11 protein-coding genes are annotated in these 15,715 nt (G+C 35.4%); 4 read left to right on the top strand and 7 right to left on the bottom strand.

Annotated features, from left to right (window positions below; all coding sequences use genetic code 11):
• Positions 1-82 precede the first annotated feature (82 nt).
• Complete coding sequence (locus tag M997_RS05390; RefSeq protein ID WP_064719087.1) at positions 83-1,423, top strand: MATE family efflux transporter; 1,341 nt, start codon at positions 83-85, stop codon at positions 1,421-1,423.
• A 58-nt stretch (positions 1,424-1,481) separates the two neighbouring features.
• On the opposite strand, the gene M997_RS05385 is transcribed toward M997_RS05390, so the two are convergent.
• From M997_RS05385 to M997_RS05375, 3 genes are all read right to left on the bottom strand, one after another.
• Positions 1,482-2,333, bottom strand: coding sequence for a hypothetical protein (locus tag M997_RS05385; protein WP_064719086.1), 852 nt, complete (start codon positions 2,331-2,333; stop codon positions 1,482-1,484).
• Between the two features lie 340 nt (positions 2,334-2,673).
• Positions 2,674-3,042, bottom strand: a complete 369-nt coding sequence (locus tag M997_RS05380) for a hypothetical protein (RefSeq protein WP_064719085.1) — start codon at positions 3,040-3,042, stop codon at positions 2,674-2,676.
• Between the two features lie 5 nt (positions 3,043-3,047).
• Complete coding sequence (locus tag M997_RS05375) at positions 3,048-4,157, bottom strand: hypothetical protein (RefSeq protein ID WP_064719084.1); 1,110 nt, start codon at positions 4,155-4,157, stop codon at positions 3,048-3,050.
• Between the two features lie 455 nt (positions 4,158-4,612).
• Here M997_RS05375 and pepT point away from each other — a divergent pair, with 455 nt between their 5' ends.
• The 3 genes from pepT to M997_RS05360 all read left to right on the top strand — a co-directional run bounded on the left by pepT (position 4,613) and on the right by M997_RS05360 (position 9,261).
• Entirely contained in the window at positions 4,613-5,866 is a 1,254-nt protein-coding gene (pepT, locus tag M997_RS05370; protein WP_064719083.1) for a peptidase T, read from the top strand.
• Positions 5,863-7,230, top strand: a complete 1,368-nt coding sequence (dcuC, locus tag M997_RS05365) for a C4-dicarboxylate transporter DcuC (protein ID WP_064719082.1) — start codon at positions 5,863-5,865, stop codon at positions 7,228-7,230. Before pepT ends, dcuC begins: the two co-directional genes overlap by 4 nt.
• Before the next feature lie 708 nt (positions 7,231-7,938).
• Complete coding sequence (locus M997_RS05360; RefSeq protein WP_064719081.1) at positions 7,939-9,261, top strand: L-cysteine desulfidase family protein; 1,323 nt, start codon at positions 7,939-7,941, stop codon at positions 9,259-9,261.
• A gap of 185 nt (positions 9,262-9,446) precedes the next feature.
• Here the strand turns inward: M997_RS05360 and yjiA are convergent, their stop codons facing one another.
• The 4 genes from yjiA to M997_RS05340 all read right to left on the bottom strand — a co-directional run bounded on the left by yjiA (position 9,447) and on the right by M997_RS05340 (position 15,713).
• Complete coding sequence (gene yjiA, locus M997_RS05355) at positions 9,447-10,421, bottom strand: GTPase (protein ID WP_064719080.1); 975 nt, start codon at positions 10,419-10,421, stop codon at positions 9,447-9,449.
• Positions 10,422-10,443: 22 nt separating this feature from the next.
• On the bottom strand, positions 10,444-10,650 hold the full coding sequence (locus tag M997_RS05350) for a YbdD/YjiX family protein (protein WP_064719079.1): 207 nt from the start codon (positions 10,648-10,650) through the stop codon (positions 10,444-10,446).
• A 68-nt stretch (positions 10,651-10,718) separates the two neighbouring features.
• The gene (locus M997_RS05345) at positions 10,719-12,869 is read right to left on the bottom strand and encodes a carbon starvation CstA family protein (protein ID WP_064719078.1); all 2,151 of its coding nucleotides are present in this window, start codon (positions 12,867-12,869) and stop codon (positions 10,719-10,721) included.
• A gap of 351 nt (positions 12,870-13,220) precedes the next feature.
• Complete coding sequence (locus M997_RS05340) at positions 13,221-15,713, bottom strand: TonB family protein (RefSeq protein WP_064719077.1); 2,493 nt, start codon at positions 15,711-15,713, stop codon at positions 13,221-13,223.
• Positions 15,714-15,715: the final 2 nt, after the last annotated feature.

Here is a 15,715-nt window from a genome sequence, read left to right as displayed (position 1 = left end):
AATAAACCATGTAGAATCCCCACTCTTCCCGCTGATTATATTTACAACACTTTTTCACTCTGTTTTTTTAAGAAGGTTTTCAATGCATCAGTCTGATGTAGCGGATCGTTCGCTTTATTCTCTTAGCTGGCCGATATTTATTGATATTTTTCTTCATCTCGCCACGCTATTAATCAATACTTACATGATAAGCCATGTTTCTACAGCTTATTTAGCTGCAATGGGCGTGGGTAACCAAGTTTTTGACCTTTTTATCACTATATTTAACTTTATTAGTGTCGGGTGTAGCGTCGTTATTGCCCAATACCTAGGCGCTGGAAAGCGAGAAAAAGCCAGCCAAGCAATTCATATTTCTATCGCATTTAACTTCTTACTTGGTTTTATTAGTGCTGCTGTGATCCTGTTTTTTGGCTACCGTATTCTTAATGTTATGAATACGCCAGAGCATTTAGTGCAAGATGGTTACAATTACCTGCATATTCTTGGTATTTGCCTTATTCCAGAGGCTATTTCAATCATTTTAGCGGCATGTTTACGTGTTTACGGTAAATCAAAAGCAGCTATGTATGTCACGTTGATTGCCAATATTGTTACCGTAATCGGTAATATGATTGTGCTATACGGCTTCTTTGGATTACCGCAATATGGCTTAGTGGGTGTTGCTTGGTCAACGGTTGTTGGTCGTATTATCGCCGTTATCTTACTTTGTGGATTACTGTTCTATGGCTTGCGTATTAAATTTGAAATTAGGCTATTAGTTATTTGGTCTAAAAATATGTTAGCAAAAATCCTACATATCGGTTTACCTGCTGCGGGTGAAAATCTGGTGTGGATTTTACACTATATGACAGCATCAGCATTTATCGGGTTAATGGGGGAAGTTCCGTTAGCGGCCCAAACGCTCTATTTCCAGTTGTCACTCTTTTTAATGCTATTCGGCATCGCTATTAGTATTGGTAACGAAATACTTGTAGGGCATTTAGTCGGTGCTAAACGCTTTGATGATGCTTATATTCGCGGTGTTAAAAGTCTTAAAATGGGGGTTATTTTCACGATAGTCGTCGTGATTATCTATTGGTTTATGCGTGACCCGATCCTTTATTCAATTACTGACGATCAGCGTATTATCGACCAACTATTACCGCTATTTATTTTGTCGGTATTTTTAGAGCCAGGTCGTACATTTAATATTGTAATGGTTAATGCCCTACGTGCCGCTGGCGATGCAAAATTTCCGCTAATTACCGCGGTTTGCTTTATGTGGGGTGTGGCAATTCCAGTCGGCTATTTCCTTGGTATTAAAATGGAGATGGGCTTAATTGGTATTTGGATTGGTTTTCTGTGTGATGAGTGGCTACGCGGCTTAACTAATGCATGGCGTTGGTATTCACGTAAATGGCAAACTAAGCGTTTGGATATTTAATCTTAAAAAGTCTGATAAATCATTATCAGGCTTTAACAAGAGATCTCTACTTGAAAATTTAAATAACACCTTCTTTATCATATTTAGCTAAAACCAAACTAATTATCGAATTTGAAGCATCCTTATTTCTTTTTATATCATAAAGTTTGGAACGATTTATATATTTATAGTACTTCTTTAATGTTTCAGAAAAAATATTAGTCAAATAATAGTTTTCTTTATCTTTTCTAAAAAGAAGATCTTTTAATGTCATTCCTTTTGTTTTCTGAAGTAACTCTTCTTTAAAATTACAATTTTCAACTAGCTCTGATAATTTTTCCACCATTTTCATTTTTATATTTAAAATTTCAATTTCAATAAAACCTTCTAAAAAAACAATTTCTTTTTGAAGCAGAAACTGTATTTTTGATGATATAATTCTTTCATCTTCGTTGGTTAACTGAATGAAAGAAAAATATTTATCAATCTGACTTGTATATATTTCCTTTAATCTTTCTTTATTATCAGAATTCATTTTACCTTCATCATCAATTATTGATTTATTATCATAATTCATGGCATCTTCATCATCAATTAATTCATTCATTATTGATTTATTAACCATAACCTCATCCGTTATCATTTCATTTTCAGAAAAATTAATCTTTTCATTAGTATCAATGAAATATGAATCAGAAGTATATTTTTCTTTTTTCAAGTAAGCTATTTTATCTCTCTCATCCATATAAATGGATCCTTCTACCTCACTTATATATTCCCCTGTAGAACATTTGACATCAAGGAATTTATTTGATGAATTTACTATTGATAATACTGAGTCTCGATTAATAAAGAGAACAATCTCTGATATCTTCTTTTGTAAAACTGAAGACATTCCTTGTGGCATTATCTTCATATTGTCAACATTCATAATTATCATCCTATTAATTTAATAGAGACAATATTCTATATTTTCTTTTCTCCCCATCTATCATTTATCCACCATCTATACAACCAATTATTTTCATAAATAAAAACATAAAATTAATTTTTATAGAGAATAATATTAACAGTATTATTGACACTCTCTTATAGAAAGTATTTATAACCATCAATATTTTATTTTATCATCTGAGTTTAACAGGGTATTTATTATTGATGCTAAAAAACCATTTTGTGTATTTTTACTTTTAAACATTATCAATTTCATCATTAAAATTGAAATTGAAAATATAGCCAAAATAAAAATCATGGGCACCACCATCATAATTTTAGTTTTTTTTAACTTTTTCCAGTAATTCTTTTAATGTAAGATGCTTATTTTCATTCGATATTTTAAGCTGTTCGTCTATTTCACCGAAAAGATCACTCATTAAATCATTCTCTTTTATTAAATTAAGTGCATCTTTATGCTGCTCCTCTATCAATGAGAGATTTCTTTCATTTGTCTTATCCATTCTAGCTAGAATTTCTTTTTGTTCCTCTTTTTCTTTTAACTTCTCCTCTTCACTAGGCTGCTTAAGAATAATTTCTTCTACAACACCATTTTCATGCTTGCTTTGCTCATTTTTTAAATATTGCAAAGAAATAACATCATTAACTTTTTTATTTAATTTGAAAAAATAATCTGATTTAACCAATTTATTTAAATACTTTTTTTATTAAAATAATTTGAGTTTTCTTTACTTTTAATCCCATTGTAATCTTCTAAAAAATTAGAGACTTTAGCAAGAAAAGTATAGCCATAACTATTCTTACCATTTGATAATCTATCTAATAATGATATGTCTTTTGTTGTTTCAATCAAGAAAGATTTAAATTTATCCCTTTCAATAGCTAATTCTTTTTCATTAGAATGAAATTGAACTTTATTATCATTAGATTCTATCGGTGTATCATCATTATTTAAATTAGATAGCGTTGATGCTCCTTTTTCATCATATCCACTTATTTCATAAGGATGAAAAATTACAGATTCATATCTTGTATCATCAAATTCAATTTCTTTTAAATAATTAGAATTGGATTTCTCTAGTAATTCAACATTATTATTCATTAGAGGTTTAAACTGCATATCTGTAATATAATCAATTAATAACATCTTACTCTTCAACAAACTATCTTGTTTACATGAATGAAGAGCGTTAATAGCTTCATCAATTGGTATCAAATCTTTATTTGGAAGTTCGATAAATTCCAAAACGCTCTGCCCTTTATTTAAAACTATTTTCTTTTCATCTGTAAGGTTATATTCTGGCATTTCTTTTTTTATCTCAAGTTTTAAAAACTCACTTTCAAATTTAATAATTTTAGATCCATTCATCTCATTATCTATATTATTTCTTTCTTCATCACTAATAATTAATTTATTAATTTTTAAAGATTCACTCTTTGAATTAATAATATTAGATTCCATCATTTCATTATCCACATTATTCTTCTCCTCATCACTAATAATTAATTTATTAATTTTTAAAGATTCACTCTTTGAATTAACAATATTAGATTCCTTCATCTCATTATCTATATTACTTTTTTCTTTATTACTGACAATTAATTTCCCAGCCTTTGAAAAAGTAGCTTTTGAATCAAAATTCACTTTACTATCATAGCGATTATGATGAATAAATTCATTTATTGTGTTTCTTACTTTAATAGATAGACTAGAAATAGATAATTTTATTCTTTTACCTATAGAGACTATTTTATTATTAATAGATAGTGGTTTTTTGCTAACTTCATTGATGCTACTCATTATTGTAAATACTCATATTATTTATATATAAATAATATTTTAAGCTCATTTTTTTCTTCATCTATCACTTCTCTTTTCTCTTTTTTAAAAAATAGCATTAATTTTCAGAAAAAATATTAATCATTTTTAAAAAACACACATTAATTATAATAAAGAGAAAAACTAAAAGTTACTAAAAACCACTAAAAATCTATGATTAATTTCACAAAAACAGGACCAATAAAGTAAATAAAAATAACCACACATACAAAAAACACCATTTTATTTAATAAAGAAAAAACCAAAAATTAAATTTTATTTAACCTTAAAAAAATCCTGCAAAAAAAATTATTTCTCACTAATTCCTAATTGTTTTTTTTATGATACAAGTAGGTGTTGGCTTTTTCTTATCAAAGAAGACGACTTAGATTAAATAAAGAGAGAATACAAAAAATCAAATATAATGGAGTCTTATAATGAATCTCGTTGATCGGTTTATTTCTTATACAAAAGTTAACACCACTACAAATAGGGAAAATGGCGCCGCAGGTATTATGCCTTCATCAGAAGGTCAGCGAGTGCTTGCTTTACAACTGGTTGAAGAATTAAAAGCATTAGGTGTTGAAGATATCAAAATTCGCGATACTGCAATTGTAACAGCGACTCTGCCTTCAAATCTTGATTACGATGTCCCAACCGTTGCCTTCTTTGGTCATTTAGATACCAGTGCAGAGCAAACTAATGATACTAAAGCGCAAATTCTTCCTTATAAAGGTGGTGACCTCTGCTTAAATAAAGAGTTAGATATTTATTTGCGCCAAAGCGAGTTTCCTGAATTAGAAAACTATATTGGTGATGACATTATTGTCACCGATGGTACTAGCCTATTAGGCGCTGATGATAAAGCCGCTATCGCCTCCATTATGGATATGTTGCAATACTTTAAACAAAATCCAGATATAAAGCATGGTACGGTAAAAATTGGTTTTGTACCGGATGAAGAACAAGGTTTACGCGGTGCTAAAGCCTTTGATGTTAAAGAATTTGGTGCTGATTTTGCTTATACCCTCGATTGCTGTGGTATTGGTGAATTAGTGTATGAAAACTGGAATGCGGGTGATGTAGAAATTACCTTTACGGGTGCTTCAGCGCACCCAATGTCTGCAAAAGGTAAACTGAAAAACTCACTCTTAATGGCACATAAATTTGTGGCTATGTTGCCAGGTGGAGAAGCACCTGAATATACCGAAGGCCGTGAAGGTTATTATTGGGTAAAACAATTAGCCGGTAATAGTGCGCGTACTGTATTAAAAATGGATGTACGCGATTTCACCGAAAAAGGCTACGCACATCGTATGGCATTTTTAAAACAGCTTTCAGAATATTGTGAAGGTTTATGGGGTGAGGGATCTGTGACTTGTAAATTAGCAGACCGTTACGCTAACGTCTTTAATAGCCTACAAGGTGATAATCGTTATCCAATTGATATTGCTGTTGCCGCTTATAAAACCAATGGCATTACACCTCGCCCAATTCCAATGCGTGGCGGTTATGATGGTGCAGCACTTTCTCAAAATGGCTTACCTTGCCCTAATATCTTTACTGGTGCTCATAACTTCCACTCAATTTATGAATATCTACCAGTTAAATCGCTTTACGCCGCAAGTGATGTTTTAAAATCAGTAGTTAAAATTACTGCTGAGCGCTTTGCACCTGGAGTTAAAGCATGATCCAAATTCTTGCGGTCTTAGTTGTCGTTATTATTGTCGCTAGGATGATCTTGAAAGGATATAAAGCCGAACCGGTTTTATTAGTTGCAGGTTTAGTGCTTATGGCACTGACAATGACATTTGGCTGGGGGGATATTTTACCCAAAAATGTCAAAACTACAGGTATTAGCTGGTTAGATCCTTTTGAAGTAATACGTGATCTATTCAGTAGCAGAGCCGCAGATTTAGGTCTGATGATTATGGCACTGATGGGATTTGCGCATTATATGGATCATATTGGTGCAAATGAGGCCGTTGTCCGCGTTGCAACTCGCCCATTAAAAAATATGCGCTCACCTTATGTGTTGCTATTTTTCTCTTTTTTACTCGCGAGTATTTTACAACTAGCAATACCTTCAGCAACGGGATTAGCGGTTCTATTAATGGGAACAATGTTCCCGATAATGATTGGACTTGGTTTATCCCCTGCTTCCGCGGCAGGCGTGATTGCAACATCATTGGGCGTTGCTTATACTCCAACAGCCATTGATGCTATTCGTGGTGCAAAAGCGGTTGATTTAGGTGTAGTAGAATATGTGCTTTACTATCAAGGCCCGGCGGCAATTGCAACCGTATTGGCGGTAGGTATTACCCATATATTTTGGCAACGTCACTGCGACCGTAAATCAGGATTTATTCCTCAGTTAGGAAAAATCTCAGAAGAAGTTAAAAGCGATAAGAACGTACCCGGGTTTTATGCCCTACTGCCAATGTTACCTATTATTATGGCAGTCAGTTCATCAAGCCTGTTTGTTGTTGGCATCCACCTAGATGTTGTTACTATTGTATTAATTTCAATGGCAGTTTGTATGTTAATTGAGACTTTACGTTTACGTGACTTCAAATTAGTTTGTGCTGGCTTTCAACATTTTCTAAAAGGTATGGGCTCAGCGTTTAGTAATGTGGTGGGATTATTAGTTGCTGCGGGTGTTTTTGCCCATGGTATTAAAGTGAGTGGTGCAATAGATAGCTTAATTATAATGGCTGAATCGGTTGGATTACCGCCTTTTGCGATGGCATTAGTGTTTGCTATTGTTACCTTAGCAGCAGCAATTATTATGGGTTCTGGTAATGCACCTTTCCTCGCATTCGTTGAACTTATTCCACAAATTGCCCACAGTATGGGTGTTAACCCAATTGCAATGATTTTACCAATGCAACAAGCGTCACATATGGGACGCGGTATGTCTCCTGTTGCTGGTGTTATTATTGCTGTATCAAGTGGAGCCAAGTTACAGCCTTTTGATGTAGTGAAAAGAACCGCAGTGCCGTTAATGGTGGGATTTGTTTTCCACTGTGCTGTTATTGCTATTTTCTATTATTAATTAAATCAGTCTGGGGCAATATGGTTGCCTCAGACTATTTTCAAATAATAGACATATTAAAAATAAATAAACATAATTTATTGCAAATTCTATAAATACAAATAGTAGAAAGTAATTTAAATATTAAGCAGTTACTACATTTGTAATCTTTATTCTTAATAACATAAATATAATAATATTAACAAAATAATAAGAATTTATTCTTATACTCACTAAAAAAAACAGCATAGTATTCATTGTGTTAAAAGATGACATTTAGTAAAATTTTACCCACTCATTGCCATTTATTTTAACTATTCTGAGTTAGCCCACATTAAGTATGATAATTATACTAACAATAGAATGATCTATTCATTCTATTGTTTTTTTATTTTAATTATTATTAAAATATTATTTATAATAAATATTGTTATAAATATATTTATTATTTAAGATAATCATCAATTATTACTAATCGCTATTGATAGCTATCCATTGGCGTTACTGGTCATTTTCTGTATTGTTCTGACAGCTCAAGTTCAAATCTCTCCTCAACCTTATAAATAAAAAATTCTCCTAATTTCTCTAATCAAAATAGTATTATTTTCTCAAAATTTACAAGAAAGTAGGAAATTCAGAAAAAACTTTCTCTGATAAATTCAGTATGATGAGAACATTAAAAAAAGAATAACCCTTTGAATTTTCATATAGTTTATTGGATGCAATGCAATGAAAGAACAATTATCCTCTCGTTGGAACACATTAATAGCTGCGGTTAAACAACAAGTAAAACCTGCTTTAGGTTGTACTGAACCTATTTCTCTTGCATTAGCAGCAGCCAAAGCCGCTAGCTATTTGCAGCACAATATCACACGTATTACAGCAGAAGTTTCTCCTAATCTCATGAAAAACGGTATGGGTGTCACTGTGCCAGGTACCGGAATGGTAGGATTAGCTATTGCTGCAAGTTTAGGTGCTATTGGCGGAGATAGTGAAGCAGATTTAGAAGTACTAAAAAATGCTACACTTGAAGATGTAAAGGCCAGTAAAGCGTTATTGGCATCCGGTATTGTTAGTGTATCTATTAAAAAAGAATGCCAAGAAGTTCTTTACTCTGAAGTCACTATTGAAGATGGCGAAAATAAAGCGACGGTTATTATTGCAGGTAATCACACTAACATCGTTAAAATTATCCATAATGATAAAGTGCTTCTTGATAAAACTAACAACGATTCACAACAAACCGCATCTCCGTGCCAAATAAAAGAAGCGTTAACAAACACCAATACTCAAGAAATTTATGAGTTCATTACCCAAGTACCTGCTGAAGAGATCCTGTTTATTCTTGACTCAGCACATTTAAATGATGCCTTATCAAAAGAAGGTTTGAACAATACTTACGGCTTACATATTGGTCAAACATTACAACGCCAGCAGCAACGCGGATTGCTCGCTAAAGATTTGTTATCAGAGATAATGATCCGTACTTCAGCAGCTTCTGATGCTCGTATGGGGGGAGCTGTTTTACCTGCAATGAGTAACTCTGGTTCCGGTAACCAAGGGATTGCAGCAACAATGCCTGTTGTGGTCGTTGCTGAATATCTGAAGGCAGATGCCGCCAAAACAGCTAGAGCATTAATACTTTCTCATCTGCTAGCTATTTATATTCATCATAAATTCCCTGCTTTATCTGCATTATGTGCAGCAACTACAGCATCTATGGGTGCTGCTGGTGCCATAGCATGGTTGATGGAAGAACGCTATGAACCTATGGCAATGGCAATTAGTAGTATGATTGGGGATATTAGTGGTGTGATTTGCGATGGCGCATCTAATAGCTGTGCGATGAAAGTCTCAACGGGGGCAAGCGCTGCTTATAAAGCTGTACTTATGGCATTGGATAATACTTATGTCACTGGTAACGATGGTATTGTTGCTCACGATGTTGATACCACCATTGAAAATCTTTGTGCATTAGCCAGCCGAGCAATGCAGCATACTGATGTTCAAATTATTGAGATTATGGAATATAAAGCTGTTGCTAACGGTTAATTAAAATATCATAAAAAAGCACCCCATAATGTTGGTTATTATGGGGTGAAATATAAGATCCTAGGAACAGGATCCTCCTCAAGTCAGGAGCTTCTTCAATATTCGTTTACTGCTATTACTACTTACTACTGCATTACTACGGTTACTACTACTTCTCTTTCTAACACTCACTACAGGGTATTTAATTAGCAGTTTTCAGCACTGTGCATAAGCGCATCAAAACTTGCTCTGATTTCATCTTCTGGCAGTTGAATACCAATAAAAACGAGGATACTTTCACGATGCTCATCGTCACGCCAAGGGCGATCCCAATCTGCACTATAAAGTCTTTGTACGCCTTGGAATAACAAGCGATTAGGTTGCTCTTTAATATTTAATATACCTTTGTAGCGCAACAAGTTATCCGCAAAGCTAAGTAATAGTTTTTCCATCACATCAGAGACTTGATGTAGTTCAACAGGATAATCAAATTTCAGTACAATAGAACTGATATCATCTTGTTTTTCCGCCTGAAAACGAAATAAAGGCTGTTTTACTTCTAAGGTATCGCTCAACATAAAACCTTTTACGTTAAACAATAATCCTAAATCTATTTGCCCATTAATCACGGTATAAACAGGTGCTCTAGCATTAATGCGTCTTAACCGCGAAAGAAGTTCTTGAGATGCAGGCTGAACATCCGTTTTCGTTAGTAAAATACGATCCGCATAACCAATTTGTGATTGCGCAATAGTAAATTGATCAAGCTGTTGCTGGGCATGAACATTATCCACCAAAGTAATAATGCCATCTAATAAATAGCGCTGGCAGATTATGTCGTGAGAGAAAAAAGTCTGCGTTATTGGCCCCGGATCTGCCATTCCTGTACATTCGATAACGAGTCTGTCGAACTCAATTTCACCACGATCAAGACTGTCACAAAGATCAAGTAGAGTGTCTTCCAATTCATTGGATTTACTACAACAGATGCAACCATTGGTCAGTGTTTTGATTTGAGTCGCTCTATCACCAATTATCTCATCATCAATAGGCACTTCACCAAACTCATTTTCAATCACTGCAATTTTGTAACCATGCTCTTCGTTAAGCATATGGCGCAAAAGCGTTGTTTTACCTGATCCTAGAAAACCCGTCAGTATTGTGACTGCAATTGGTTCCATCATTCGTCTCCTTTACAGATTATTAGCAACAACGAAAACCACCTTTACCATCGCCACCACCATAACGCGCTTCTTGGCGCTCACGGAAAAACTCGTTATAAGTCATAAAGGGTTTATCCGGGTGATTATCTTTCATGTGCTGAACATAGTTATCGTAGTCAGGAATTCCCACCAGCATACGCGCAGCTTGTCCGAGATATTTTCCAGCTTGTCCTAAATTACCAAACATACGTTTCTCCTGAGATAAGACCCCGTACCAGCTAGCCAGTACGGGGTGAAATAACCTTTTACCTTAGATTAGTGACCTGAGGACACTTTAACGTCTTTTGGCATAGGTACATATGGTGTTTCTTCATCTGATTTCTCTGGGTTTTTACGTGCATTCATCGCAGTACGGAAACCGTAGAAGATAATGCTATAAACAACCACTAAGAACAGAATACTTAAGCCAGCATTGGTGTAGTTATTAATTACAATATGATTCATGTTTGTAATTTCTGTTGCTGTTAAATCAGCACCACCAGCTAAAATCTTCGCTTTGTATTCATTTGCTAGATAGAAGAAGCCTTCCATTTGTGGATCATTACTAAAGAGTTTCAGTCCTAATGCCCATGTAGTACAGATTAATAACCATACTGCTGGAACAACGGTAACCCAGATGTATTTAGTACGTTTCATCTTAATTAAGATAACTGTACCTAATACCAGCGCCACTGCGGCTAACATTTGATTAGAGATACCGAACAGTGGCCACAAGCTCTTAACACCACCTAATGGATCCACAACGCCTTGATACAGTAAATAACCCCATAAGCCTACGCAACCTGCAGTACCGATGATCCCTGCAATTAAAGAATCGGTTTTTTTCAGGAATGGAACAAAGTTACCTAACAAGTCTTGTAGCATAAAGCGACCAGAACGTGTTCCTGCATCAAGAGCGGTTAGGATAAAGAGCGCTTCAAACAAGATACCAAAGTGATACCAGAAGCCCATATCAGCGGCAGGAATAATTTTGTGGAATACCATCGCGATACCAACAGCTAAGGTAGGCGCACCGCCCGCACGGTTTAGTACAGAAGGCTCTCCGATATCTTTAGCTGTTTGTAAAATCTCGTCTGGTGATATCACAAAACCCCATGAACTTACTGTAGCAGCAGCATGTACAGTTGCTTCTCTTAGCTGCTCCATAATAACGGCTGTATTTTCGCCACCTAATTCATGCAGATTTGGCATTGTAATACCTAATCCTGCAGGTGGTGTATTCATTGCGAAATATAAACCTGGTTCAATGATAGATGCAGCAACTAATGCCATGATTGCAACGAATGATTCCATTAACATTGCACCATAACCGATAAAGCGAGCATCCATTTCGTTTGCGATAAGTTTAGGCGTTGTACCTGAGGCAATCAGGGCATGGAAGCCAGAAACCGCACCACAAGCGATGGTGATAAATAAGAATGGGAATAACGCACCTTTCCATAATGGGCCAGTACCATCGATATACTGAGTAACAGCAGGCATTTTCAATTCAGGATTCAGAATAACAATACCAACAGCTAAACCAACGATAACCCCAATTTTTAGGAAAGTCGCTAAGTAGTCACGAGGGGCTAGGATCAGCCACACCGGTAATAATGCAGAAACAAATGCATAACCAATCAGACCAAAGGTAATAGTGGTATCTTTAAAGGTTAACGCTGGACCCCAGTATGGGTCGTGAGCAATAACACCACCGAACCAAATCGCTGCAATCAACAATACAATACCAATAACTGACACTTCACCGACACGACCAGGACGGATATAGCGCATATAGATACCCATAAATAGGGCAATAGGTACTGTTGAACAAACGGTAAATACACCCCAAGGGCTTTCTGCTAATGCTTTAACAACGATAAGCGCAAGTACTGCAAGGATGATTATCATGATAAGGAAACAACCAAACAAAGCGATAGTACCCGGAATAGGCCCCATCTCTTTCTTTATCATCTCACCTAAAGAGTTACCATTACGGCGCGTTGAAATAAACAACACCATAAAGTCTTGTACAGCACCAGCAAGCACAACCCCAGCCAATAACCAGAGCGTACCAGGCAAATAACCCATTTGTGCAGCAAGAACAGGCCCCACTAACGGCCCTGCGCCTGCAATAGCCGCAAAGTGGTGACCGAATAAAACATAGCGGTTGGTTGGAACATAGTTCAAACCATCATTATTGATAACTGAAGGTGTTGCTCTTGTTGGATCCAACTTCATCACTTTTTGAGCGATATAAAGACTGTAGTAGCGATAAGCCACTAGATAAACAGCAACAGAAGCAACAACTATCCATAATGCACTGACGTGTTCACCACGACGTAGTGCAACAACGGAGAGACAAAAAGCACCAATAATCCCTAGGATCACCCAAGGTACGTGCTTTAGAAATGCATTTTTGTTCATGAGACATCTTTTTTTCAGGCAAGACCGAACAGCCAAAGAGTAATGCGGAACAGCCGAGAATATTTGAACGAATGTGAAAGTCGACTGTCCACGGCTACATAATAAGAAGAATGGCCTATGAATAGAGCGATTAAATCCCTTAGCGGTTGTATAACGAATTAAGCGGTCTATTTTCTTCTTTGAGTGGTTATCGCGTTTTGGAAAGTGTATTTTTTTGTGATCTACATAACAATATTATGGCTTTCAATAAGTTAGTAAATGATTAATTACAAAAAAATCTACCATTCCGTGACACAGAAAGGTATGTCACAGAAAAGGTAGATTCTATAAAAAAACAAAGATTAATTGAGATTACAGACTAAATTGGACAGAAATAAGTGTAGTACTTCCCTTTTTAGTGTTACTAAATCGCCATTGATAAGCCGCATCAATCACCGCATTATCGATTTGCAAATTACCACTACCTGATTTAATCATAACCACCGTTGGTATTCCCTCAGCATCAAGATCAAGTTGTAATATTATATCGCCCATTTTAGGCGCATTTTCAGGAACAGTGACTTGAGGAAGTTTTTGTGAGTTTTCTTTGATGTTAGCGCCAGAAAAATCGATGCTAAATAGGCGATTAGATTGTTCAATATTGTTTTTATTTAACGGCTTACGTACAACTTTGCTATTAGGATCTGTTTTAGGAATAGGTCTTTGAGCTAATTGAATCTGTGTTAAATCATCGCTGAGATAATCGTGTATCAGATTAGTTTCAATTCCTTCTGGCAAATAGCGCATATCCATACGTGCACGTAATGTTTGATAACGTTCTAGTCTTACCCCTTCTAGGGTATTCATCGCCATTCTCATTTCTAACATTTGTAAAGTAGAGGCTAGACTGTCTTCCGTTTTTAGCTGAGCAGCTTTAGCAAAAGCACCTGCGGCTATTTCAGGATCTTCATCTAACCATGTAATTCCCCATCCTAACCAAACATCACTTTTAGTTGGGTCTAAACCTATTGCTAATTCAAAGTGATTACGGGCCTTTAATAGCAGATCTTGCCAATAGGTTTCATCTTGAGGATAAATATCTGGCGATTGAGCAAGATTATTTACGCCTACGTTGTAATATTGCAGTTCAAAGCGAGCAATCATTCTTACAACATCGTCATTACTTTGGTTAAGCGATAATTGCTCATTTAAAAAATGCAAACTATTGTCCCAATCTTCGTGGTTATTTTTCCCTTTTGGTAAGGTTTGCAGCTCTTTTAAGATACTTTGCAACTTCGTTTTATTCTGTTGCTGCAACTTGTATTCTCTTTGATAAGAAGAGTAAGGGTCATAACCTGTAGAAACCACTGCGGATTCTTTTTCTGGCGCTCTGGTTAAAATTTCTTCTAATTTATTTTCACCTAAAATAATACTTTTAGGATCTTGCCTTGCATAACCTTTGGCTAGCGCCACGAGCAAAGGCTGCTGCTCAATCATGTATTGATTCCAACCCAGTCGAGTACTGTCAAAATTGACTATTACACGCTGCCTATATCCTTCAGAAGTTGGCATAAATCGCCAAGGAAGCGCAATTTTCAATGCTTCATGATCAAAACTTTCAATTCCGCTACTTTTTTGGATCCATAACCCAGAAACCCGACCTTGAGCATCAACATCAACAGATAAAACCACATCAGCATGAGGAATATATTGCTTAATTATTGGATAATTTACATCTGTAAAATTTTGTATTTCATTAGGTGAGTCAATAGTAACAATACCGGGATACTCTTTTCTCGTCGCTGAATGCATTGTTACATACGTGGTATATCCACGATTAACGATATAATTCAACATTAGTCGTTGATTAGCTAAATCTGTGATTTCTGCTGGTGGAGTTGTATTTTGCCGATAATAACGTTCTTCAACTGCTCTAGCTTGTAATACTTGATAAGCTTGACGCTGCTCTTTAGGCAACTCAGAAACCGTTTTTTCAAGTAACGTTTGCAATGATTGATTATGATAACCAAGATTATCAGTCTCTAGCATGTCTGCCACCATTAACGCCGCGGCTGCTTTTTCTAAATCAATATTAGCTTGGCTTTTTACGATATGAGTTAATGCTCTCGTTTGCCAAGCCTCTATCATTAATGGCGCAGATAACAGGGTATTAACACCCACAAATTCTAACTGGGTATCATTTGGTTTAAATAGTGCTGATAATGCTTGAGTTATGACTATTTCTGGTTGATTTAGCAGCCAATCTCCATAATAAGCGAGCGTTTTAATTGCCTCATTTTGTATTAAAGAACCTTTTGAACTGGTTAAATAATGCTCTTTTGCTACCATTGCAACCGATAAATCTTCATCTAAATAATCTAGTGTAGGTAAGTTTTTTCGTTGTGCATTGAGCTGATTAAGATATTCCATTGCTTTTTGCGGTTGATAAAATACCGCTTTGTTAATATTTTCTTGTTTTTCCAATGCACTACTATGATAAGCACGCCATTGATAACCACTTATATCCTGTAAAACAGTACGCCGACGGTTTTCGAGTTCTGAGTGAGGAATAATGGTTAGCGATACTGCAATCGCCATAAATACCACTAATATGCCTCCTAAAAGATAAAATCCGTTTTTACTTCGCCACGACTGCAATAACATCACCGTCGTCATAATTAACGAACCTAACCATAATCCCATAAGGAAATTACGTTCATCAAAAACGATTGATGACGGCAACATTTTTATATTAATGGCATCAAGGCTACTTAGGATAAGCATTAATAATGCAGGAAACCAAAAAGGCATAAATACAGTTGGGAGGATAAGTAACAGAAGCGTATATTTGAGATATTTATTCATAT

It is taken from the genome of Proteus hauseri ATCC 700826 (assembly GCF_001654965.1).
Lineage (GTDB): Bacteria > Pseudomonadota > Gammaproteobacteria > Enterobacterales > Enterobacteriaceae > Proteus > Proteus hauseri.
The sequence above is the reverse complement of the archived record's forward strand: the minus strand, read 5'-3'. Positions and strand labels throughout refer to the sequence as shown.

What these genes read in the sequence shown, in the direction of transcription:
- M997_RS05390 (WP_064719087.1), top strand. Translation starts at nt 83, where the DNA reads ATGCATCAGTCTGATGTAGCGGATCGTTCGCTTTATTCTCTTAGCTGG.
- M997_RS05385 (WP_064719086.1), bottom strand. Translation starts at nt 2,333, where the DNA reads ATGAATGTTGACAATATGAAGATAATGCCACAAGGAATGTCTTCAGTT.
- M997_RS05375 (WP_064719084.1), bottom strand. Translation starts at nt 4,157, where the DNA reads ATGAGTAGCATCAATGAAGTTAGCAAAAAACCACTATCTATTAATAAT.
- pepT (WP_064719083.1), top strand. Translation starts at nt 4,613, where the DNA reads ATGAATCTCGTTGATCGGTTTATTTCTTATACAAAAGTTAACACCACT.
- dcuC (WP_064719082.1), top strand. Translation starts at nt 5,863, where the DNA reads ATGATCCAAATTCTTGCGGTCTTAGTTGTCGTTATTATTGTCGCTAGG.
- M997_RS05360 (WP_064719081.1), top strand. Translation starts at nt 7,939, where the DNA reads ATGAAAGAACAATTATCCTCTCGTTGGAACACATTAATAGCTGCGGTT.
- yjiA (WP_064719080.1), bottom strand. Translation starts at nt 10,421, where the DNA reads ATGGAACCAATTGCAGTCACAATACTGACGGGTTTTCTAGGATCAGGT.
- M997_RS05350 (WP_064719079.1), bottom strand. Translation starts at nt 10,650, where the DNA reads ATGTTTGGTAATTTAGGACAAGCTGGAAAATATCTCGGACAAGCTGCG.
- M997_RS05345 (WP_064719078.1), bottom strand. Translation starts at nt 12,869, where the DNA reads ATGAACAAAAATGCATTTCTAAAGCACGTACCTTGGGTGATCCTAGGG.
- M997_RS05340 (WP_064719077.1), bottom strand. Translation starts at nt 15,713, where the DNA reads ATGAATAAATATCTCAAATATACGCTTCTGTTACTTATCCTCCCAACT.